24 protein-coding genes and 2 pseudogenes are annotated in these 20015 nt (G+C 64.4%); 15 read left to right on the top strand and 11 right to left on the bottom strand.

Features of this window, described 5'->3' with window-relative positions; all coding sequences use genetic code 11:
- Positions 1 to 276 precede the first annotated feature (276 nt).
- From IEX78_RS14490 to IEX78_RS14475, 4 genes are all read right to left on the bottom strand, one after another.
- The gene (locus tag IEX78_RS14490) at positions 277 to 1194 is read right to left on the bottom strand and encodes a DUF5926 family protein (RefSeq protein WP_188829392.1); all 918 of its coding nucleotides are present in this window, start codon (positions 1192 to 1194) and stop codon (positions 277 to 279) included.
- Positions 1195 to 1244: 50 nt separating this feature from the next.
- A complete protein-coding gene (locus IEX78_RS14485; RefSeq protein ID WP_188829391.1) occupies positions 1245 to 2012 on the bottom strand; it encodes a glycerophosphodiester phosphodiesterase in 768 nt (255 codons plus the stop codon).
- Positions 2009 to 2968, bottom strand: coding sequence for a DUF4328 domain-containing protein (locus tag IEX78_RS14480; protein ID WP_229683960.1), 960 nt, complete (start codon positions 2966 to 2968; stop codon positions 2009 to 2011). Before IEX78_RS14480 ends, IEX78_RS14485 begins: the two co-directional genes overlap by 4 nt.
- Before the next feature lie 112 nt (positions 2969 to 3080).
- Positions 3081 to 3440, bottom strand: coding sequence for a rhodanese-like domain-containing protein (locus IEX78_RS14475; protein WP_188829389.1), 360 nt, complete (start codon positions 3438 to 3440; stop codon positions 3081 to 3083).
- Positions 3441 to 3783: 343 nt separating this feature from the next.
- Here IEX78_RS14475 and IEX78_RS14470 point away from each other — a divergent pair, with 343 nt between their 5' ends.
- From IEX78_RS14470 to IEX78_RS14455, 4 genes are all read left to right on the top strand, one after another.
- Positions 3784 to 4395 carry a hypothetical protein gene (locus IEX78_RS14470; RefSeq protein WP_188829388.1) on the top strand — a complete coding sequence of 204 codons (612 nt, stop codon included), beginning with the start codon at positions 3784 to 3786 and terminating at the stop codon, positions 4393 to 4395.
- Between the two features lie 110 nt (positions 4396 to 4505).
- Positions 4506 to 5129 (top strand): superoxide dismutase, encoded by a 624-nt coding sequence (locus IEX78_RS14465; protein WP_188829387.1) that lies wholly within the window; start codon positions 4506 to 4508, stop codon positions 5127 to 5129.
- Between the two features lie 262 nt (positions 5130 to 5391).
- Positions 5392 to 5916 (top strand): peptidase, encoded by a 525-nt coding sequence (locus tag IEX78_RS14460; protein WP_188829386.1) that lies wholly within the window; start codon positions 5392 to 5394, stop codon positions 5914 to 5916.
- Positions 5917 to 6271: 355 nt separating this feature from the next.
- Positions 6272 to 6961: a TMEM165/GDT1 family protein gene (locus tag IEX78_RS14455; protein ID WP_188829385.1), complete on the top strand. Its 690-nt coding sequence runs from the start codon at positions 6272 to 6274 to the stop codon at positions 6959 to 6961.
- On the opposite strand, the gene IEX78_RS14450 is transcribed toward IEX78_RS14455, so the two are convergent.
- Together IEX78_RS14450 and IEX78_RS24760 are read right to left on the bottom strand one after the other, a co-directional pair.
- Positions 6958 to 7599, bottom strand: a complete 642-nt coding sequence (locus IEX78_RS14450) for a TetR/AcrR family transcriptional regulator (RefSeq protein WP_188829384.1) — start codon at positions 7597 to 7599, stop codon at positions 6958 to 6960. The genes IEX78_RS14455 and IEX78_RS14450 overlap by 4 nt on opposite strands.
- 329 nt (positions 7600 to 7928) lie before the next feature.
- Positions 7929 to 8489, bottom strand: a pseudogene (locus IEX78_RS24760) (SDR family NAD(P)-dependent oxidoreductase); the annotation flags it as partial.
- 131 nt (positions 8490 to 8620) lie between these two features.
- On the opposite strand from IEX78_RS24760, the gene IEX78_RS14440 reads away from it, so the two are divergent.
- The 3 genes from IEX78_RS14440 to IEX78_RS14430 are packed head-to-tail and all read left to right on the top strand — an operon-like array spanning position 8621 to position 10266.
- The gene (locus IEX78_RS14440) at positions 8621 to 9388 is read left to right on the top strand and encodes an SDR family NAD(P)-dependent oxidoreductase (RefSeq protein WP_188829382.1); all 768 of its coding nucleotides are present in this window, start codon (positions 8621 to 8623) and stop codon (positions 9386 to 9388) included.
- 54 nt (positions 9389 to 9442) lie between these two features.
- Positions 9443 to 9910: a hypothetical protein gene (locus IEX78_RS14435; protein WP_188829381.1), complete on the top strand. Its 468-nt coding sequence runs from the start codon at positions 9443 to 9445 to the stop codon at positions 9908 to 9910.
- Entirely contained in the window at positions 9907 to 10266 is a 360-nt protein-coding gene (locus IEX78_RS14430; RefSeq protein ID WP_188829380.1) for a hypothetical protein, read from the top strand. Before IEX78_RS14435 ends, IEX78_RS14430 begins: the two co-directional genes overlap by 4 nt.
- On the opposite strand, the gene IEX78_RS14425 is transcribed toward IEX78_RS14430, so the two are convergent.
- The 3 genes from IEX78_RS14425 to IEX78_RS14415 all read right to left on the bottom strand — a co-directional run bounded on the left by IEX78_RS14425 (position 10267) and on the right by IEX78_RS14415 (position 14422).
- Positions 10267 to 10716 (bottom strand): GNAT family N-acetyltransferase, encoded by a 450-nt coding sequence (locus tag IEX78_RS14425; RefSeq protein ID WP_188829379.1) that lies wholly within the window; start codon positions 10714 to 10716, stop codon positions 10267 to 10269. It abuts the gene before it with no gap.
- Between the two features lie 105 nt (positions 10717 to 10821).
- Positions 10822 to 12780: a molecular chaperone HtpG gene (htpG, locus tag IEX78_RS14420; protein ID WP_188829378.1), complete on the bottom strand. Its 1959-nt coding sequence runs from the start codon at positions 12778 to 12780 to the stop codon at positions 10822 to 10824.
- Between the two features lie 4 nt (positions 12781 to 12784).
- Positions 12785 to 14422, bottom strand: coding sequence for a TM0106 family RecB-like putative nuclease (locus IEX78_RS14415; protein ID WP_188829606.1), 1638 nt, complete (start codon positions 14420 to 14422; stop codon positions 12785 to 12787).
- A gap of 154 nt (positions 14423 to 14576) precedes the next feature.
- On the opposite strand from IEX78_RS14415, the gene IEX78_RS14410 reads away from it, so the two are divergent.
- The 5 genes from IEX78_RS14410 to IEX78_RS14390 all read left to right on the top strand — a co-directional run bounded on the left by IEX78_RS14410 (position 14577) and on the right by IEX78_RS14390 (position 18158).
- Positions 14577 to 15251 (top strand): DUF6474 family protein, encoded by a 675-nt coding sequence (locus IEX78_RS14410; protein WP_188829377.1) that lies wholly within the window; start codon positions 14577 to 14579, stop codon positions 15249 to 15251.
- 176 nt (positions 15252 to 15427) lie between these two features.
- The gene (locus IEX78_RS14405) at positions 15428 to 15985 is read left to right on the top strand and encodes a hypothetical protein (RefSeq protein WP_188829376.1); all 558 of its coding nucleotides are present in this window, start codon (positions 15428 to 15430) and stop codon (positions 15983 to 15985) included.
- 41 nt (positions 15986 to 16026) lie between these two features.
- Complete coding sequence (locus tag IEX78_RS14400; protein ID WP_188829375.1) at positions 16027 to 16668, top strand: YcnI family copper-binding membrane protein; 642 nt, start codon at positions 16027 to 16029, stop codon at positions 16666 to 16668.
- The gene (locus IEX78_RS14395) at positions 16668 to 17192 is read left to right on the top strand and encodes a copper resistance CopC family protein (RefSeq protein WP_188829605.1); all 525 of its coding nucleotides are present in this window, start codon (positions 16668 to 16670) and stop codon (positions 17190 to 17192) included. The genes IEX78_RS14400 and IEX78_RS14395 overlap by 1 nt, the downstream gene beginning before the upstream one ends.
- Positions 17193 to 17195: 3 nt before the next feature.
- Positions 17196 to 18158, top strand: a complete 963-nt coding sequence (locus IEX78_RS14390) for a CopD family protein (RefSeq protein ID WP_188829374.1) — start codon at positions 17196 to 17198, stop codon at positions 18156 to 18158.
- Here IEX78_RS14390 and IEX78_RS24900 read toward each other — a convergent pair.
- Positions 18147 to 18293, bottom strand: a pseudogene (locus tag IEX78_RS24900) (immunity protein CdiI family protein); the annotation flags it as partial. The gene IEX78_RS14390 and the pseudogene IEX78_RS24900 sit on opposite strands and share 12 nt — an antisense overlap.
- Before the next feature lie 78 nt (positions 18294 to 18371).
- Here IEX78_RS24900 and IEX78_RS14385 point away from each other — a divergent pair.
- The 3 genes from IEX78_RS14385 to rraA are packed head-to-tail and all read left to right on the top strand — an operon-like array spanning position 18372 to position 19753.
- The gene (locus IEX78_RS14385) at positions 18372 to 18827 is read left to right on the top strand and encodes an SRPBCC family protein (protein WP_188829373.1); all 456 of its coding nucleotides are present in this window, start codon (positions 18372 to 18374) and stop codon (positions 18825 to 18827) included.
- 28 nt (positions 18828 to 18855) lie between these two features.
- Positions 18856 to 19236: a DUF5313 family protein gene (locus IEX78_RS14380; RefSeq protein WP_188829372.1), complete on the top strand. Its 381-nt coding sequence runs from the start codon at positions 18856 to 18858 to the stop codon at positions 19234 to 19236.
- A gap of 28 nt (positions 19237 to 19264) precedes the next feature.
- The gene (gene rraA / locus IEX78_RS14375) at positions 19265 to 19753 is read left to right on the top strand and encodes a ribonuclease E activity regulator RraA (protein ID WP_188829371.1); all 489 of its coding nucleotides are present in this window, start codon (positions 19265 to 19267) and stop codon (positions 19751 to 19753) included.
- A 4-nt stretch (positions 19754 to 19757) separates the two neighbouring features.
- Here rraA and IEX78_RS14370 read toward each other — a convergent pair whose 3' ends face one another.
- A complete protein-coding gene (locus tag IEX78_RS14370) occupies positions 19758 to 19979 on the bottom strand; it encodes an RNA-binding S4 domain-containing protein (RefSeq protein WP_188829370.1) in 222 nt (73 codons plus the stop codon).
- Positions 19980 to 20015: the final 36 nt, after the last annotated feature.

Below are 20015 nucleotides of genomic sequence, written 5' to 3'. Positions count from 1 at the left end.
GCGCTGAGTGCGGGTGTTCGACTTTGGGCGCTGGGGATTACCAGCCCGAGCCCGAACCGCCCGAGCCGGTGTTGGCGAGGATGGTGCCAATCACGATCTGCGCGAGGCCAGCGATCGATCCCAAGAATTCCATTTTTCCCTCTGCTTTCGTCTAACGCCGAATGTCAGCGCTAGCGCAACCTAACCGACCAGCAAGTTTGAAATAGATACATTTCATAAAGTTCACGCAAAAAAGGCCGAGTCGTTCGAAACGACTCGGCCTTTTGTTCCTAGGACTTAGCGCAACGTCACCTGACGCGCACGCAGACCATCACGCGAACGCCGCTCTTCGCCCGTCATCGGCGAAGTGTCGGCGAGCGCTTCGGCAAGACGAGCACCGAACTCGCGCGCCGGTGCTTCCCACTCGGTCGGGTGCCGCTCGGGATCAAGGTCGAACACCGGAACGAGCAGACCGTGCGTGCGGAACGAGCCGGCGAAGCGCGAGCCTTCGCCCATGTGCAGGCCGCCACGCGCATGCACGCGAGCCAGCGCGAGCATCAGGTCGTCTTCGTTCTCCGGGCGCACCCAGCGCACGTGAGCCTTCTCGCCAGCGTCGACCCACCACGCGGCACCGACGCCGTCGCCACCAAGGTTCAAGCGCGCCGACGGCATGATGGCCTGCTTGGCCTGCTCGATCGTCGCCGCGACCTGCGGATCCGGCGTGACGCCCTCGGGCACCCACCAGTCGAAGTCGTTGTGCACGGTGAGTTCGAGGTCGGCACCGGGGTCGATCACGTCGGCCAGGCGCGCGCCACCTTCGATCGACGGCTTCGGCAGCGAGTCGCCCGGCTCGGCACCCTGGGTCCACAGGATCGCCGCGGCGATACCGGCAGCCGGGTCGTCACTTTGATGCTGAGTCTGCGTTCCGACAAACGCGACGGGCTCGTCGCCAGCGCGAACCAACGCGGCAACCGCGCCGGGCAGCACGGTCGCGAGGATGACCTCACGCTCGGCTGCAACGCCGGGCGCTAGCTTCAAGGTCGCGGTCGCCGACGGCACGAACTCCCGCAGCGCCACCAGATCACATTCGGCGGCAAGGCCTTCGAACGGTCGAGTGACGACCGCAGACGCCTGCTCTTGCGCCGCGCGCCGCTGCGCGAGACGCTCCGCCCGATTGCTGTCGGGCTTGGGACTGTTCCGCTTGCTTTTACCCACGCACGGAGTTTATGGGCGCGGGCGCGAGCCGGTTGCGCCGCACCCCCAACTCACAGTTCGGCGAGCAGCGCCTTGGTGCGACCTGGGTGGTTGGTCGCGACCCAGCTGACGCCAAGATCGGCGCACAGCTTCACGTCGTCGGCGTCGTCGACGGTCCAGCAGTACGTCGCGCGACCGGCCGCCGCTGCCTTGTCGACCAGTTCGGGGTGCTCGCGCAATGTCTTCACCGACGGGCCAACCGCTGTCGCACCGACCGTCGTAGCCGCGCCGCCACCAAGGAAACGCGACGACTCGCCAAGCAGCACAGTCGGTAGCAGCGGCGCGGCGCGGCGAATACGCCAGACTGCCGTTGCCGCGAACGACATCACGACCGCGCGCGAATGATCGGCCGACGCTGGCGTCGCGATGCCGAAGCGCTGCAATTCGGCGAGCACCTTGTTTTCGACAAGCGCGCCGTAGCGCACGGGGTGCTTGGTTTCGATGAACAGCTTCGTTGGCCGTTCCCGCCAATCGAGGACGAGGCTGATGAGGTCGGCGAGCGCGAGCACCGTCGACGGCGCGTCCTCGGTGCCGAAGTTCATGTCCTGCAATTCGGCGAGCGAAAGTTCGCTGACCAGGCCCGTCGCGTCGGAAGTGCGGTCGACGGTGCGGTCGTGCACGCACACGAGATGCCCGTCGCGCGAAAGGCGAACATCGCATTCGACGCCGTCGGCACCTTCGGCCAGCGCGAGTTCGTATGCGGCGAGAGTGTGTTCAGGAAGCGCAGCGGACGCGCCGCGGTGCGCGACGACGAATGGCGCGCGATTGCCTTCGGTCACTTGGCCAAAACCTCCTCTTGCGCATTCTCGCCTGTTTCGGCCGACTCCGCGCGTTCAACCACATCCTTGTCGCTGGGCGCATCTTGCGTTGACGCGGGCTCAAGCGGTGCGATGACCACCTGCGCTGGGTCGGCCGCGCGCACGAGTCGATGTGTTGAACGCGGCTTTCCGCGCAGGTCACGGCCCTCAAGCAGGCGCACGGCCCACAGCGTGAGGATGGCGAACGCTGCCGCGTAAAGGTCGGTGAAACCGGCGAAAGAAACGCCGTCGGCTTCGGCCTGTAGCGACGACGCGCCGCGCCAGATCGTGCCGACAACCAGCAGCACCGCTCCGAAAACCCAAGCAGCCCACCAGATTCGGACGGCTTGTAGCTTGCGCGGATTCGGATCGGGACCGAGCAGTTCCGTGAGGAAGACCCCAGGCCAAATCAAATTGGCAAGTGGCACAAGGCAACCCGCGAAAAGCGCGAGTCGACCACGTGGGTCGCGTTTGCCCGCGGCGGCGAACGCCGACTCGCGCGCGCGAACCAACCAGCCCGTGAGCGCGATGGCGGCGACGAGGGCGGCGATGGGCGCAGCGATGCCGAAAACCCACACGGTGGCATCGGAAAAAACGAGCAGCCATTGCGGAATTAGGCGCGTGCGGTTGCGCAGCAGGACCGCGTAGCGGCCGTACTCGGCAAGCGCGGCGAATACGAAAAGGATTGCGGCCGAACGCAATAGGCGATCGCGGCGGCTGACGAACCAATCGAGGCGGTCGCGTTGGGTTTCAACCTGACGCGGCGGCGGATCGAGCAGACCCCAGCGCGGCGTTTCGGCATAGCTTGGCGTTGGGCCGAGCGGCGCCTTGGTTGGCGTACCGACCGCACCGCGACGCAGCCGGTGATCGGGCCTGCGCGCGACCCAGCGGTAGTTGCGTGACGCGGCAGGCGCGTCGACCCGCCCTGGCGAAAGCAAGACCCCTCGACAGCGGGGGCACCAGTGCATCGGCGTGCCCTGTACCGCCCACCGCGCACCACAGCGGGCACATGGTTGCACCACCGAACTCACCCGCGCACCCCGTTTCGGACTAGTAGATCTTGGCTTGGTGGTCGCCGTCAGCGACGACGGGCCGACCGGTCTGCTGCCACGCGACCATTCCGCCGCTGACATTGACGGCCTCATAGCCGATGTGGGCGAGGTACTTGACGACCTCGATGGATCGACCGCCCTGACGGCACACTACGTAGACCTGGGCGTCGATGTCGATGTCGTCGAGGCGAGCGGGTACGTCGACCATCGGAATGTGGATCGCGCCGGGCGCGTGCCCGAGCTCCCATTCGTCGGCTTCGCGCACGTCCAACAGCTGTGCCCCGGCGGGCGGCACCGCGGTATCGAACGCCGCTGGCACCTCCGTGATGGGTACCGAAGACACATCTGAGCTCGTCACGCCTCGATCCTAGGCCAACCCGCCGCTCCGTGACTAAGGCCAGATGCAGGTGCGAGGTTGCGTTGGCGCGCGGAGCCACAGCTATTATCCAGCACACAATTGTTGTCTCGACCGGCGTTGCGGGGAAACGACCGATCCGGGACTCCCCTCCACGGCATCCCGGAGCGGTCGTTTACCGCCGATGGCGAGACGACAGCGCTGCTCAGCCGAGGTGTGCGCGCCGATTTTCATCCCGACACTTACTTGGACGCGCCCCGAGCCTTCCCGGTTCCATAAAAAACGAAATCGATAGAGAAAATCCTAAATCCTGGGATCTGGGCGGTCAGATCGGTAGCCTGAGCGCATGAACGTGAGCAGGGGGCTACTCGACAGTTTCGACATCACCGGCCTGAATACCGCTTTGTCCGAATCCACTTGTCTAGGGGTAGACGTTGATGCCGCCCAGGGGCGGCTTCAGCTTGCTTTGGAGGCGCGCACGCTTCCCGTCGACGCGGTTACCGCAGTCGACCGGAAAGTGTTGCTCACCTTCACCGGCGTCACCCGCGTCGCCGCGTCGTTGCGCATCCAGAAATGGGACGACGTCGATCCGCGCGTGCTTCCCCTGACCCTCGAACAACTCAACGAGGCCATCGACAGCTTCGGCGGCGGTGGCCTGCACGGCTGGGAATTCATCGACCTCGACGACAGCGGCTGGCAGCTTTGGAGCGAGCTGCTTTCCTTCGACACCGTGCTTGATCAGCGAATTTCCGCGCACGTCATCGAGTTTTCCCAGGAAGAGGGCATCGACCCACGCGAACTCGACGTGCGCGTTTGGTTCGACCGGATTGAAATCACCGATGCCGCAGGCAATCCCATCGCGATGGCCGAGTTCATTGAAGACGGTCAGCGCTGGTGGCGAGCCCACGATTCAGGCGACACGCGCGCGTCGCACATCGACATCGCACCGCCCCTTTAAAACACGGAATTCGGGGCGCGCGTTTGCGGTTGCCACGGACGGGTGTACCAATGAAGGTTGGTGTGCTCGTCCGATCGGGCGCACAGCCCCGACATACGGAAAGGGACATCGTGGCCGTCTACACGTTGCCGGAACTCGATTACGACTTCAGCGCGCTTGAGCCGTACATCTCCGGCGAGATCAACGAGATTCACTACACCAAGCACCACGCTGCTTACGTCGCAGGCGCCAACACGGCGCTCGAGCAGCTTGAGGCCGCTCGCGATTCGGGCAACCTCGCCTCCATCCTGCTTCTTGAGAAGAACCTGGCCTTCCACCTCGGTGGCCACACCAACCACACCATCTGGTGGAAGAACCTCTCCCCCAACGGTGGCGACAAGCCTGAGGGCGAGCTGGCCGCCGCGATCGACGACAAGTTCGGTTCGTTCGACAAGTTCCGCGCGCAGTTCACCGCTGCCGCCAACGGCCTGCAGGGCTCGGGCTGGGCGGTGCTCGGCTACGACACCCTCGGCCAGCAGCTGCTCACCTTCCAGCTGTACGACCAGCAGGCCAACGTGCCGCTCGGCATCATCCCGCTGCTGCAGGTCGACATGTGGGAGCACGCCTTCTACCTGCAGTACAAGAACGTCAAGGCCGATTACGTGACCGCGTTCTGGAACGTCGTCAACTGGGCCGACGTGCAGGACCGCTTCGCGCGTGCGACCACGCAGGGCAAGGGCCTCATCTTCGGATAAGAGGTAATAGACGCAGGGGCCCTCGGCACGGAGCCGGGGGCCTTTCGTTTGCCGCAGGGACCACTGATCTGGGGAGATCCGGGTAACTCACCGGGTACGGGCGCGCGCGACCACGAGCCTTTCCCGTCGGCCGCCAACGGGGGTCTCCCCGCGCCTGGGTCTGGCCTAAGTCTCGGAGAGGCGGACCAGCACTCTCTGGTACTTGTGTGCTAATGCGGTTTCGGGCTATTCCTTAACTACAGGTTGAGGATAGGCGGCAACCATGAGCACTTCACCGATCGGGATCACCCCGTTCCAGGCGCGCGGTCAACTGTGCGGGTTCGTCGTTTCTGGGCGCTGGCCTGACACCACCAAGGAGTGGGCGCAAGTTTTGGTGCTCGCGGTGCGGGTCGCTTCGCTGCCCGGTCTGCTCGTCACCTCGACGGTGTTCGGGGTGCGCGAAGAACTGCCCGACGACCCCGAACCCGGCACGGTCGGCATGGTCATCGCCGAGGGTCCGGTCTTGGGCGAGCAAGCGCTCGCGCCCGGCCGCTTCGCTGATCGCGTTCCGCCCGCGCTGCTCATGCTGCATCCGCCTTCCGAAACGCGACCATCGCTGCCCGAATGTGCGGGCGCGGCGTCGGGCTGCGTGCTGCTTCCCGGCGTGCCGCATTTGGGTTTGGAGCATCGGGCCGCATGGGCCGAAGCCGAACTCGACGGCACGGTCACTTCGCTCGTCAGTCGCGTCGGCATGGACCTCATCAGCGATCCAGACACCGCCGTATTGGCGATGTTGCTCGCCGCGTAATAGCGAACTTTGAGCAAAAGGTTTCCCGGCACGGTCAAATAAGGGAAACCGAACTATCACGGGCGCATCACCAAACTTTGTGTGCGCATTGCGATTTCGATTACGCAAGGTTGGCATCCGAGTAGCAACCAGCTAGAGTGGACGTCAGCGAAGGGGAGTAGCCCCCAATCACGCCGTCGACATACTGACTACGCGCTACCAAGCGCGCGGTCCGGCGCGTGAACCGGCATTAACAAATGCCGGTGGGCGAGACCTTCGGCCAACAACATCCGTTTTTCGGTGTGCTGTCGGCTGAGGGCGCTTTTCTCTTCGAAGTGCGATCAGCCGCGGGCCGAAGTGAGTCCTTGGAGCCAACATGATTGCCACGATCGCGCTGAGTTTCGGCGTTCTCTTCCTTGCCGAGCTAGGTGACAAATCCCAGCTCATGGCCCTTACTTTCTCGCTGCGCTATCGCTGGTGGGTTGTGCTCGCTGGCATCACCATCGCCAGCGTGCTGGTGAACCTCATCGCCGCAGGTGTCGGCCATTTCCTCGGTTCGGCGCTGCCCGCAGACGCGATTGCCGTCGTCACGGCACTCACGTTGCTCGTTGTCGGCGCGTGGACCTTGCGCGACGTTTTCACCATCGACACCGAAGAGCAAGAAGCACCGCCGCCGACCGCCGCGCGCAGCGCCTTGCTCGTCGTGATCTCGGCGTTCACCCTCGCTGAGCTGGGCGACCGCACGATGTTCGCCGCCGCCGCGCTGGCTTCGCATCACAGCTGGTTGGCCGTCTGGATCGGCGCGGTCGCTGGCATGGTCGCCGCCGGTGGACTCGCGATCGCGATTGGCAAGGTTGCTGGCAAGCACCTGCCGGAGCGTGGGATCGCGTTCGCGTCGGGGCTGCTTTTCCTGTTCTTCGCGGCGAAAACCCTGCTCGACGCGTTCGCGCCCAGCTTGGGCGGGTGGGGTTCGGCCGCGGTCGCGCTCATCGCACCCGCTGTTGTCGGAGTTGGTCTTGGGCTTTGGCAGGCCAAGCGAAAGACACCGGAACTGGTCGCGAGCTAGGCGAACGCGGTCCCGTAAACCGCTCCCGACCTGCGCGCGAGCTCGATCAGCGGCGCTTTCAACGCGCGCAAGCCGTCGAAGTCGTCGGCCGCGATTCGGCCCGTCGTCATCGCGCCGATCGCGGCGGCCAGCGTCGCACACGCGAACCGCTGCTCGTCGGTTTCGGCACCCAACATCGCGGTGACAACGTCGACGAAGCGCTTCTGCAACGCCATGCGCGCCTCGATCGCCGCAGGTCCGACGGCATAAACCTCGACGAGGAACAGCCGCGCCGAGGCCGGGTCGTCGATCATGTGGTCGAAGTAGTCACCGAGAATGCGGTCCATGCGGGTGACGCCGTCCGCGTCGGCGATTTCGGCAATCGTGAGCTGTAACCGTGCGGCTAGCAGCGCCGAAACGCGGTCGAACGCGGCGGTGAAGCAGTCTTCCTTCGAACGAAACAGTTCGTAGAAAGTTTCACGCGAAACACCGGCAAGTTTGAGGATCGCGGCGACCGGCGTCCCGACGTAACCGCCGTCCGTCATCGCCTCGCCCATCGCGATCAGGATGCGCTCCCGTTGGGATTCGGCGACCTGTTCGCGCGAGAGCCGGTGACGGCCGCGGGGCAGTTGCCGCAGCTTAGACGCCGAATCGCTCATGCTCGCTGACTCCTTCGCGGTCAGGTTTGCCGTTCCATTCTGCGCGCACGCGCAGGTTGGGCGGTCGTGAAAGGGGGATCTTCGGTGCGCGCGATGGTGATAGCGCGCTCGACGCGATTGCCGAGCACACACCGCAGCACCCACTGGGAAAGCGGTCGAACGGGCAACGCGAACCACACCCACCACGGCGCGACGACCGAGCGCCGCCTTCGTCGGATGGCGCGTTCCATCGCGTCGACAGCTGGACCGACCGGGGTGACGCCGGTCAAGCTGGTTTTGCCGAGCACGGTGTGTGCTGCCGCGGTGCCGAAACCGCGACCGGTGAGGTCGGTGTCGATCTCGGCGAAGTAAGTAATACCCACTTTCGCGCCGGTGTGGCGTAGTTCGGCGCGCAAGGTGCAGCCAAGCGACTCGACCGCCGCCGCTGACGCGCTGTACGCGCCGGCGAGCGGGAGTTGGACGGCGACCGAAACCGATGACATGACAAGCACATAGCCGCCCGGTCTAGCGACGTATGGCCCAGCCGACTGCACGCAGTAGGCGAGGCCGAGCACGTTCACCGCGAGGGTTTCCTCAAGCACGCTCGCGTCACCGCCGACCATCGGCATCTGTTTGGCGATTCCCGCGTTGACGACGAGCGAGTCGATGCCGCCCAACTCGCCAGCGAGCGCGTCGATTACGCGTTTGACCTGCGCGGGGTCGGCGACATCGCAGTATCGCCACGGTGCGTTGTCGCATTCGGCAGCGACTTCGGCGAGCAGTTCGGGTTCAAGTCCAAGCAACGCGACATGCGCGCCAGCGGCGGAGAGCTGGCGGGCGAGCGCGGCGCCCAATCCCCTTGCTGCACCGGTGATCAACACCTTGTGTCCGGCCACCGTTCGACCGGCCATCCATCGCATTCCCGCACGGTACCACCGAAAAACGGCGTTGTTCGGCGCGTGAACGATCGGTGGTGGTGCGGGCCACATCACGCCGCTATCGTGCTTATTGACACACCGCCAAACAATCGAAGGGCACCGCAGTGGAGATCAAAGGTACCGCCGCCATCGTCACCGGAGGCGCGTCTGGGCTCGGCGCCGCGACCGCGAAGCGTCTCGCCGACGCGGGCGCGACCGTTTTCGGCCTCGACGTTCCCGCATCGATCGAACGCGCGGGCGACGATGTGCCCGAAGGCGTCACCCTGATTCCGGCCGACGTGACCAGCGGCGAGCAGGTCGCCGACGCGATCGCCCAGATCACCGAGGGCCCCGCGCCGCTGCGCATCGTCGTGAACTGTGCTGGTGTTGGTTGGGCCGGACGTATCCTTTCCAAGAACGGTCCGCACGACCTTGAACTGTTCCGCACGGTCGTCACGGTGAACCTGATCGGCACGTTCAATGTGATGCGCCTTGCCGCCGACGCCATCTCCAAGACCGAGCCGGTCGATGAGTACGGCCAGCGTGGCGTTGTTATCAACACGGCTTCGGTTGCCGCGTTCGAGGGCCAGATCGGCCAGATCGCTTACTCGGCGTCCAAGGGTGGCGTGCACGGCATGACCATCCCGGCCGCCCGCGACCTCGCCCAGTTCGGCATCCGCGTGAACACCATCGCCCCCGGCATCATCGACACCCCGATGCTGGCAGGCGTGACCCCCGAATACCGCGCGGGCTTGGAAGCGGGCGTCCCGTTCCCGTCGCGCCTCGGCCGCCCCGACGAGTACGCCCAGCTTGTCGAATACATCGCGTCCCACGACTACCTCAACGGCGAAACGATCCGCATGGACGGCGCCCTCCGCATGGCCCCGCGTTAGTCATTGGGTCCAGAATCCCGCCCAGTTCAGAAGTAGTTCTGATACGGTTGGGGCATGAGCGTGACAGCAAAGTGGTCTGATTTCCTACGCGACCCGAATCGGATCGTCGAGGAGATGGAAGCGAACGGGGATGTCATCCTCGTTCGCCGCTCAGCCCCTGCTGTGCGGCTGTCCAGTGCCGATACGTCCGCAGCAAATAACGACACCCTGTCATCGATCATGCAACTGCTCGCGGTAACGCTCGACGACGAGATGCTAGACCGAATGGTCGGCCGCCTCGCACTGGTCTTCCCGTGGATCGAGCTGCTGCCCGATGCGTCTCGGGTCGAGTTCGTCGGGGAGTTCCTCAGCTTGGCACGAGGCGGACTTGCCGTTGGGCGCGTGGATCGACTGGGGACCATGCTCGAAGCATGGAAGGAGACGGCCCGCGCCTACGCCGACCCGCAGATCAGCGTGGATGGTTCGGATCTGCATTACCTGGAAACGCCTGAGCCGGTCCCAGCACCGGAGGCGCAGAGGTGACGAAGAAGTCGGACGTGCCGCGACCGCTGAAGCGGACCGAATACGAAATCGTGTTCATTACGAGCGAGGCACAGAAGGGGTGGATCGACTGTCTTGCGGTCGCACGGAACGCGACCGTCGACGCCTGGGACCGGCTGACGACGAATCCACAGGAAATCTCGGCGCGGCTATATCCGCTCAAGGGCGAGCTTCGATACGGCTCCTATGCGGGAGTCACCTATGAGCGATACCAGTACAAAATCACCGATGGCGGGCGACTTTGGTATTTCGTCGAACCAGCGCCTAAAGGAAGTCGGACGGCGGGGCGAGTGCTGCTTGAGCGGTGTATGACCGCTCATCCCAAAGAAACTGACTAACTAAATCGGGCGTTCGAAGGTTATTTGGGAGCGGCCCGGGCCGTTGTAGTTGCGGACCGGGCCTGCCACCGTGAAGCCAAGGCTTCGGTGGAAATCTATTGACGTGTAGTTCGATGGCGACGTGATTGCGGTTGCTATTTTGCGGCCATCGTCGCGGGATAGTGCGAAAAACTCGTCGTAAAGGGTGCGGCCCAGGCCGAATTTGCGGGCGTCTGGGCGCACCGCTACGAAGTGGATGTGGGCGGTCAGGTCGTCGGACGGGGAGCCGAAGCCGATGAGGAAGCCCGAGATTCCGGCCTCGTCGGTTGCGATCAAGCTCGTTCGGTGGAAGTGGTCGAGGAACATGCGCGGGAGTTTGTCGACCATCGCGCGCCCCCACCAGTTGTCGACAACAACGATCACGTCGTCGTAGTCGGCTGGTTCCGCTCGGCGGATCTCATGCGCGGCCATGTGATCAATAGTGCGACCGCGCCCGCAGACTGACACCGGTATCGCGCGCAGTGATGCGAACGCGAAACAAGGTTGGCGCGAGAGATCCCGCGCCAACCTTGCGCGTTAAACCGTGCGGGTCAGCCGCTCAGTCAGCAACTGAGCGAAGCGGGCCGGGTCCTTCAGCTCGCCGCCCTCAGCCAGAACCGCTGTGCCATAAAGCAATTCAGCAGCCTCCGCCAGCTCAGGCACCTTGCCCGCGTCCGCGTCGGACTTGCGCGCGTCGTACGAATCGCGCAAACCGGTGACCAGCGGGTGCGTCGGGTTCAGTTCCAGAATCCGCTTCTGCTCCGGCAACGCCTGGCCCGACGCGCGGTACATGCGTTCCAGCATCGGCGTGAAGTCGAAAACATCGCCGACCAGGCACGCGGGCGAAGTCGTGAGGCGGTTGGTGAGCCGCACTTCCTTCGCGACGTCGTCGAGGGTGGTGCCGAGCCACTTCAGCAGGTCACCAAAGTCCTTGTCCTGCTGCTCACGCAGGGCTTCGGTTTCCTTCTTCTCGTCCTCGGTCTCCAGGTCGACCTCACCCTTGGCGATCGACTTAAACGGCTTACCTTCAAAGTCGGTGACGCTGCTGACCCACATCTCATCGACGGGATCGGTGAGGATCAGCACCTCGCGACCCTTCGCCTTGAACGCTTCCAGATGCGGCGAATTCTCCACCTGCGCACGACTTTCGCCGGTCATGTAGTAGATCGCGTCCTGGCCTTCGGGCATCCGCTCGACGTAACCAGCCAGCGTCGTGAGCTCGGAATCCGATGCCGTCGACGCGAAAGACGAGACAGCCAAGATGGTTTCGCGGTTGTCGGCGTCGGAGAGCAAACCCTCCTTGAGCACGCGCCCGAACTGCGACCAGAACGTCTCGTACTTCGTCTGGTCTTCCGCGCCTTGGATGTCCTTGATCGTCGAAAGCACCTTGCGGACAAGGCGTTTGCGGATCATCTGAATCTGGCGGTCCTGCTGCAAAATCTCACGCGACACGTTCAGCGAAAGATCTTGCGCGTCAACGACACCCTTCACGAACCGCAAGTACTCGGGCATGAGTTCTTCGCAGTTGTCCATGATGAAAACGCGACGCACATACAACTGCACGCCACGCTTGTGCTCGCGGGTGAACAGGTCGAACGGTGCCGTCGACGGGATGAAAAGCAGCGCCTGGTACTCGAAAGTGCCTTCGGCCTTCATCGGGATGATCTCAAGCGGGGTGTCCCACGCGTGCGAAACGTGGTGGTAGAACTCGGTGTATTCCTCGTCGCTGACCTCGCCGCGCGGGCGCGTCCAGAGCGCCTTCTGCGAGTTGAGCACCTGCTCTTCGACGATGGTCTTTTCGACCTTGTCTTCGCCTTCACCCTCGGTGACGGTGCGTTCGACGTTCATGCGAATCGGCCACGCGATGAAGTCGGAGTATTTGCGCACGATTTCGCGCAGTTTCCATTCGAGCGTGTAGTCGAAAAGGTGATCGTCGGGGTCGGCGGGCTTGAGGTGCAGGGTCACCGTTGTGCCCTGCGGGGCGTCGGCGACGGTTTCGATCGTGTAGGTGGAACTGCCCGCGGCCGCTTCCCAGCGCGTACCTTCGGTTTCGCCCGCCTTGCGGGTGAGCAGTTCGACCTTGTCGGCGACCATGAAGGTTGAGTAGAAACCGATGCCGAACTGGCCGATGAGTTCCTCGGCGGCAGCTTCGGACTTGGCCTCGGTGAGCTTGCGGCGCAGCTCAGCGGTGCCCGACTTGGCGAGCGTGCCGATCAGGTCGACCACTTCCGCGCGCGACATGCCAATGCCGTTGTCGCGCACGGTAAGCGTGCGCGCTTCCGGGTCGACGTCGATCTCGATGTGCAGATCAGACGTGTCGGCGGTGAGGTCTTTGTCCTGGTAGGCGGCCAGCTTGAGCTTGTCGAGCGCGTCGGAGGCGTTCGAGATCAACTCGCGCAGGAACGTGTCTTTGTTGGAATAGACCGAATGGATCATCAGCTCTAAGAGCTGGTGCGTCTCGGCCTGGAACTCGAGCTGTTCAGTCACGCCTGGCATCGTATTACCGCCCGAAGTCGGCCAGCGACGGAACCTCTCCCGCAGCGCGATTAGTCATCCAGTCGCGCAGGACCTGGGTGGCGCGGACGTCGTCTTCGTTGTATTCGAGCAGCCGGGTGCGCTGGGATTCGTCGATCGCGGCGTCGTAACCAACCGCCTTGCGGTACCAGCCCATTGACGCTTCGCCGCTGGCTTCCGCGTCGCGCCACGCGAACCCAGCGACGGGCGCGATCTTCTTGAGCCCCTTGCCATTTGGGCAGATAAACTGCTCGGTGACAGCTTGGAACATGTCGACCCATTCGATTGAATCGACGAACGCGCGCACCTCTTCGCGTGTCGGGACGCCCGGTCGCCCGGCGAAACGCGCTGCCGATTCATACAGCCACTTGTCTTCGGCGGTACGCGAATAGCAGTACGCCGCAAAGGTTTTGCCATCCTGATGGGCTTGAGCGCGGACGTCCATGAGCCACGTCCAGAACTCGCCGAACGAGCGACCCTCGTCTTCGGTCGGCAGTGGGTCCCAGGTGAGGAACGGGCGGTAGACGTCGTCGAGCAACGTGCCCCACAGGTACGCGCCGTCTTCCTGGTAGCTCTCCAGGTCGACATCAACCTCGACGTCGGCGCGGCGCACCTGCACCTTGTCGAAACGGCGAACAAGCGGCGCGCCGTCGAGCCAAGCACGTGCTGTCACAACGGTTTCCGCGAACGGTCCGTGCTGCCAGTCGTCGGGGTCGTCACCGGTCCACGCGGCGAGTTCGTCGACGGTGTACACGCCATGTTGCCGCAGAACTTCCGCGCGCGAACCCGGCGCGACCAGGCTCACGTCGCGCATCTCAACCAGCTGATCGTTGCAGCTCAGGCCACCTTCGGCAGCACGAAGGAACCACGGGCACTGACGACACTCGGGCACCTTCGACGGTTGCGTTGGCGATTCGCCACGCACCACCGCGATGCGGTCGGCGTAGCGCTCGTCGTAGTCGGCGAGGACGTTGGTGAGGTCGTGGATGAGGATGCGGTCGAAGGCTAGGCCGATCGCGCCGCCGACCAGCGCCGGGCTGGCAAGGCCGTGACGCTGCAACATGCGGTAGAGGTGGGCGAGACGCTGCTGGTCGCGGGGTTGCGGGCGCAGTTTCACCGCGCGGTCGCGGGTGGGTTTCCAGGTGAACAGGTCGGTGGTGAGCGGGTGGAAGTCGGCGGGGTCGGGGCGACGTGGGTCGGTGATCTTGTGGTTGACAACGACGACGGGGATGTAGCCGCCACGGTCGTTGTCGCGCAGGAAGATTTCTGCACCGCCGCGGCGGCCGGTGTCGGGCTCCTGCGGAAGCAGACCGCCCCAAATGCGTTGGACGCCAGCGTTCATCGCGTCGATGGTGTCTTGTGCGCGTTCGCGTGCCGACTGATCAGGTTTGATGACGACCCACTGGTCGGGATTCGCGGCGATCATCTCGTCGCGGACCCGCAACCTATGCGCGGCAGCAGCTTCGCGCCGCTGCAACACCCCAGCGTCCTCACGCACCTCAGCAAGCACGCCCGGGTTGGCCGCGTCTAACCGCAGCCGATGCCGACAGCCGATGAGCGACCGCGCGTCGAGAAAGGCGCGCCGGGACTCGACGCGCGGAAAAGCCGCGCCGGACTCCTCGATCGGCTCGCTCTCGACGTTCGCGGGGCTGTTCTGGGCTGCACACACGCTGCCAGTATGGTCCCTGCCCCTGACAAGATGCCCAATCGCTACCCTGATCCCACTACGCTAAGCACCACAAGTACGCGGCGCACGAGCATGACGGAGGGCGTATCCCATGGGGTTGTTCAGCAAGCGGAAGCGCAGGCCAAGCCGACGCGCCGAAGCCAAGGCGCTCAAGCACAAGGCCAAGATGGAGGCCAAGCTCGGCGCTAAGAACGATCGCAAAGCCGCAAAGGCCGGTGAGCGCACTTCGCGCAAGGCGGTTAAGGCGCAGCAGCGCACTGCGGAGAAGGTCGCCAAGCAGCAGATCGCGACATTGGCCGCCGAAGAGAAGGCCGCGCAGAAGCTGGTTGAGAAGGCCGATCGAGAGTTGTTCTCGGCGGCCCAGATTCGCAAGTACATCGGGGTTGCCCGCGTGCTGATCCCGGTGCTCGCGCCGTTGGCGTACCGGGGCGCGACGTTTGTGCGCGGTCAGCTCGACGCGCGCAAGGCGCAACAGCTCGGCATCGACGTTGGTCAGCTTGGCGAGTTCAGCGGGCCCGGTGCTCGGTTGCAGGCACGGATCTCGGGTACTGAATCCGCGCTCGACAAGATCGCGACCGACAACCCGCGTGACGAAGCGACCAAGAAGTTCGTCGAAGGGGCACGTTCGCGTCTTGCCGACCTCACCGTCGCGGTGCGCACCGCCGACCAGATGCCGATCGCGCGTCGCAAGGCTGTGCACGCGTCGATCGCGAATGAGCTCACCATGCTCGAGGGGCAGACCCTTGAGCGTCTTGGCGTGCACTAGTTCGTTGTAATGAGGTCCGCACCGCAGTTCGCCCGCTTGCGCGGTTCGGGCTGCGGTGTGCGCGTTTTTGGGCGTCACGCCTTGTTTTCGCAGGTCAGCGGGGTGATTTTCGACGTGCGGGCAACGTCGTCGGCAGGGGTTAACGCCCGTCAAGAGCCGGGCACCTGGTCCGCGCGATGAGGCAGGCCGCACGTCTTCGGGGCGTTGGGAGTGGTGCGCTCACCGGGGCGTTGGCGGTTGCCGCGCATGGCTGGGTTGGCGGGGCTGTTGGGTCGGCGCAAGTCGCGCTGTTGCTGCTCGTTTGCGTCGCCGTCGGCGTGTCGGCGGGGGCCGATGGTGGCATATTCGTGCAGGTTCGCGGTGACAAGGCGCGAAATCGGGGGTTCGGCTTCGAACGTGCACGAAAATGCCATGCGAATGTCCGAATTTTCGGCGCACTTCTCGGCGGACAATTCGCCGGGCATGTCGCGTTGTCTGTCGGCGACCACCACCCGACGCACCTGCCAACCGCGACGATGTTCGCGGCGCACGTGCTCGCCGCATTCGCCTGTGCCGCACTGCTTTTCAGCGCCGAGCGGCTTTACCTGCTCGCTTCGAGCGTCGTGCGTGCCGTTGTCGGTCCGCCACCTGTTTTCGCCGCCCATGCGCCCCGGTGGGTCGAGCGCGAAAGTCTTGTTCCTACCCAGCTTTTCCTGAGGTCGCGAGCTCCGCGTGGGCCGCCCGCGATGGCCTGATCATCGCCACCTCGAAAACCTCTGTAGGAGAAGACAACTCAATGCACAATCGAATCATGCGCGGTGCGGGCGCGACCGTGGTCGCCTTCGGCCTCACGGCCATCGGTGCTGGTATCGCCAGCGCCCACGTGACCGTCGACGCCCCCGGTGCCGCGCAGGGCAAATACACCGTCGCCACGTTCAAGGTGCCGACCGAGTCCGACACCGCGTCAACGACCGCGCTCAAGCTGACCATTCCGAACCTCAAGGTCCGTACGGAGCCGATGCCCGGCTGGACTTCCAATGTCGAGAAGAACGCCAAGGGTGAAGCTACCTCGGTCACCTGGACGGCCGCGCCGGGCAACACCGGCGTTGGACCTGGCCAGTTCCAACGCTTCGTGCTGTCGATTGGTCCACTGCCGAAACAGGATTCGGTGACCTTTCCCGCGCAGCAGACCTACAGCGACGGCAAGGTTGTCGCGTGGGATCAGTCCTCTTCGGGCGGTGCGGAACCCGAACACCCCGCGCCGGCGCTCACCCTGACGGCAGGTGGCTCGACCGACAACCACGATCAAGCCGCACCCGCCGCTGAGAATGACTCGTCCGACAAGGTCGCCCGCTGGCTCGGCGGTGCGGGACTCGCGCTCGGACTGTTCGCGACCGCGCTCGGCCTTGGCGTCGTGATCCGTAAGCGGCAGTCATGATGCGCCGGGTCGCTGTCGCACTGCTTGCGATGCTGGTCAGCGTGCTTTTTGGGGCTGGGATCGCGTCCGCGCATTCGGGTGTTATTTCCAGCACGCCCGAAGATGGGGCGACGATCGAGACCGGGCCAGCGCGGGTTTCGCTCACCTTTAACGAGGAATTGCAGCCAACGTTTCCGACGCTGACCGTTGTTGGCCCCGACGCGCGACTGTGGTCGAAGGGCAAAGCCGTCGTTGATGGGCGCACGGTGAGCGTTGAGGTTGGCGAGCTTGGGCCGGTTGGTGAGTACACGATCGCGTTTCGGGTCACCTCGGCCGACGGGCATCCGGTGAGCGGTACGCGCCACTTCACCCTGAGCAAGGCTGGGACGGGTACGCCTGGGCCGAAACCTGGTCAGGCGCAAGGAGATTCGAAGGAAGCTGCCGATGATGGGTTGCCCGTTTGGGTGTTCATCGTCGGTGGTGTCGCGCTGTTTGGTGCTGGGCTCGCTGTCGCGTTGCTCGGCGGCCGGACACGGAAGAAGTAACCGATGACCGGCGGCCCGACGTGGTCGCGTGTGGTGCCGCCGGTCTGCGTTGCGGGGTTGATCGGGGTGCTGCTCGCCGAATTCTTGACGGGCAGCGGGGAGTTCCCGGTCGCCGCGTACGCGCGGTTTATCGCCGACGCGGCGGGTGCGACGGTCCTCGGCCTCGCCGCACCCCCCCGCCTCAATCCGCGCATTGAGGTGCGTTGGCGGTTGATCGCGGTGCTTGCCGGGGTGTGGTTCGTCGCGGAATTCGCGCAGTTGGTCGCGGATGCGGCCGAGATCGTTGGGGTGCGGGCGTGGAAGTTGGGCGTGCGCGATTTCGCGACGTTCATGACGAAGTTGAGCGGCGGTCAGATCGGCATCGCGATCGCGTTTTGCACGGCGGCGATCGCGGGATACGCGACGTTGGCGTTTCGCCGTGAAACCGTGCAGGTTGGGCGCAATTCAAGGCTCGGCGACCGCCCGACCCTCTCCCCCGACCTCGTCCTGGTCTTCGGCGCGGTTGCTCTAGTCCTGCGCCCGGTGACCGGCCACATGTCCCAACAACACTTCGGCTCGGTCCTAGCCGCCATCCACACCCTGGCCGCGGCGGCATGGCTCGGCCTACTGCTGGCGATGGCGCTGACCTTGCGAGGAAAGGGCGCGTGGGCAGCGACGTTGCCGAAATTCTCCGACGCCGCCCTGCCCCTCCTGGGCACAGTGGCGTTGACGGGCGTGATCGACGCGGCAGTGCGCTTACAGGGCTTCGCCCCCCTATGGGAAACCGGCTACGGCCGCATCCTGATAGCGAAAGTTATTGTCCTGGTAGCCCTTTTGGCATTGGGCTGGCACTGGCGCCGAACCTGGGTCCCGAAAGCAACAACCCACCGCACCCCGGCCCCTGTATCCCTACGCAACGCGGTCTTAGACGCGGTAGTAATCGCAATAGCCTTCGGCTTAGCCGCAACTTTGGCCCTAACCGCCTGAGCCGACCCACTCGACTGTCCAGTCCGCGCCCAGCTCACGTCTTAGCCGCTCAGCCAACTCAGTCCCGACTGCCCAGAAGTCGTCCTCATCCGCCGACGACGCGAACTGCGGGTTTCCTGGGTCGCCTGCAAGGTCGTAAGTCGCGTCGCAAACTCTCTCTCCTTTTGGAAATGATCATGTTCGAACCAGCTTCTGGCGTTTACAGTGGCCGATATGACCGAAGTGAGGATCGTTGAAGACTGCGTCGCTTCCGCCGCGACGGCGTTCGCCTATATCAACGACTACCGCAACCTGCCGAAGTACATGCATGGGATCGAGTCGTTCACCCCGGTGACCAGCCAAACTGAAGGGGTTGGGGCCAAGTTTGATGGGGTGATCAAGCTTGGGCCGGTCACGCTCACCTCTACCGTTGAAGTGGTTGAGTGGGAGAAAGACAAGGTCATCGCGATTAAGTCGCGCAAGGGCTTCGAGATCATCTCCACCTGGAAGTTCATTGAGAAGGGCCCCAACCTCTGCACCATCGACGCCATCATCGACTACCGCGTCGGCGGCGGCATCGCGGGCAAGGTGTTGGGCAAGACCATCGAGCCGTTCGTGAAGATCACCGTGCAGCACACCACCGACAACGTGGTTAGCCAGATAGCAAAAGCCCACCTCGACGGTGCGTGAACCCACAACGGCCTGAGACCATAGACAAATGAGCGCGCGCACCACCCCGTCCCTGCCCGAGCGAATCGGCTACATCTGCGGCCGCACATTGCCGCCCGAGCAGCATGACTGGGTGCTGCGCGACCTCACCGGCCCCGGCGCGACACGCCGCTACCTGCTGCGCATCCTCGTCCCGACCATCGGAGTACTCGCCCTTTTCCTGCTCGTCCCCGGCCCGCTGTGGATGGGCCTTTCGATGGCCGCGCTGCTGTATTTGCCGCTTGTGTACTTCGCCGTCGCACTCACCAACGTTTACCGACGCAAGCGCCTGCTTGAGCACGGTTTCGACCCTGAGCTGGCCAACGCTGAGCAAAAAGCGAAGGCCGACGCCGTGCGCGCCGAGTACGAGCGCCGACACGGCCGTGCCTGACTGCCGCGCGCCTGACACAATCGTGGCTATGACCGAATCAGTGAAGGCAGTTGCCACCGCCGATCTCGCCGATGAGATTGGTCCCGACATCCGCAGCTGCGATACGCAGTTCATCCAGTTCGGTGGTCGCACCGAGTTCGCTGGCCGCATCACAACCATCCGCTGCTTCCAGGACAACCTGCTCGTGAAGCAGACACTGAGCGAGCCGGGCGAAGGCAAGGTCCTCGTCGTCGACGGCGGCGCGAGCGTCCACACCGCCCTGGTTGGCGACATCATCGCTGGTCGCGGCGTCGACAACGGCTGGGCCGGCGTGATCGTGAACGGCGCGGTGCGCGATTCGGCCATCCTGCGCACGCTGGAAATCGGCGTCAAGGCGCTTGGCACCAACCCGCGCAAGTCGACCCAGACCGGCAGCGGCGAAAAAGACGTCGTTGTTGAGTTCGGCGGCGTCACCTTCGTGCCCGGCGAAGTGGTCTACTCCGACTCCGACGGCATCGTGGTTCGCGCCGAAGACTAAAGGCTTACGGGCTGGCCACCCGCGCACTGTGGCCAGCCAACACCACGATGTCGCCCACTTGCAGCTGTCTGCCACGACGAAGTTCGACCTCGTCGTTGACGCGCACAAGACCCTGAGCGATCACGTTCTTGGCTTCCGAGCCCGAATCAATCAGGTTGGCCAGTTTCAGGAATTGTCCGAGACGAATGATTTCATCATCGATCGGTACATCGACTGGTTCCGACATGGGCTAATACTTACTCCCCCGAGCTTGCCCCGCCGC

The organism is Nocardia camponoti, assembly GCF_014646135.1.
GTDB lineage: Bacteria > Actinomycetota > Actinomycetes > Mycobacteriales > Mycobacteriaceae > Nocardia > Nocardia camponoti.
The sequence above is the reverse complement of the archived record's forward strand: the minus strand, read 5'-3'. Positions and strand labels throughout refer to the sequence as shown.

Excerpts from the sequence above, each read along its gene's own strand:
- IEX78_RS14470 (WP_188829388.1), top strand. The coding sequence starts at position 3,784 with ATGAACGTGAGCAGGGGGCTACTCGACAGTTTCGACATCACCGGCCTG.
- IEX78_RS14460 (WP_188829386.1), top strand. The coding sequence starts at position 5,392 with ATGAGCACTTCACCGATCGGGATCACCCCGTTCCAGGCGCGCGGTCAA.
- IEX78_RS14455 (WP_188829385.1), top strand. The coding sequence starts at position 6,272 with ATGATTGCCACGATCGCGCTGAGTTTCGGCGTTCTCTTCCTTGCCGAG.
- IEX78_RS14450 (WP_188829384.1), bottom strand. The coding sequence starts at position 7,599 with ATGAGCGATTCGGCGTCTAAGCTGCGGCAACTGCCCCGCGGCCGTCAC.
- IEX78_RS14435 (WP_188829381.1), top strand. The coding sequence starts at position 9,443 with ATGAGCGTGACAGCAAAGTGGTCTGATTTCCTACGCGACCCGAATCGG.
- IEX78_RS14425 (WP_188829379.1), bottom strand. The coding sequence starts at position 10,716 with ATGGCCGCGCATGAGATCCGCCGAGCGGAACCAGCCGACTACGACGAC.
- htpG (WP_188829378.1), bottom strand. The coding sequence starts at position 12,780 with ATGCCAGGCGTGACTGAACAGCTCGAGTTCCAGGCCGAGACGCACCAG.
- IEX78_RS14410 (WP_188829377.1), top strand. The coding sequence starts at position 14,577 with ATGGGGTTGTTCAGCAAGCGGAAGCGCAGGCCAAGCCGACGCGCCGAA.
- IEX78_RS14405 (WP_188829376.1), top strand. The coding sequence starts at position 15,428 with ATGAGGCAGGCCGCACGTCTTCGGGGCGTTGGGAGTGGTGCGCTCACC.
- IEX78_RS14400 (WP_188829375.1), top strand. The coding sequence starts at position 16,027 with ATGCACAATCGAATCATGCGCGGTGCGGGCGCGACCGTGGTCGCCTTC.
- IEX78_RS14395 (WP_188829605.1), top strand. The coding sequence starts at position 16,668 with ATGCGCCGGGTCGCTGTCGCACTGCTTGCGATGCTGGTCAGCGTGCTT.
- IEX78_RS14390 (WP_188829374.1), top strand. The coding sequence starts at position 17,196 with ATGACCGGCGGCCCGACGTGGTCGCGTGTGGTGCCGCCGGTCTGCGTT.
- IEX78_RS14385 (WP_188829373.1), top strand. The coding sequence starts at position 18,372 with ATGACCGAAGTGAGGATCGTTGAAGACTGCGTCGCTTCCGCCGCGACG.
- IEX78_RS14380 (WP_188829372.1), top strand. The coding sequence starts at position 18,856 with ATGAGCGCGCGCACCACCCCGTCCCTGCCCGAGCGAATCGGCTACATC.
- rraA (WP_188829371.1), top strand. The coding sequence starts at position 19,265 with ATGACCGAATCAGTGAAGGCAGTTGCCACCGCCGATCTCGCCGATGAG.
- IEX78_RS14370 (WP_188829370.1), bottom strand. The coding sequence starts at position 19,979 with ATGTCGGAACCAGTCGATGTACCGATCGATGATGAAATCATTCGTCTC.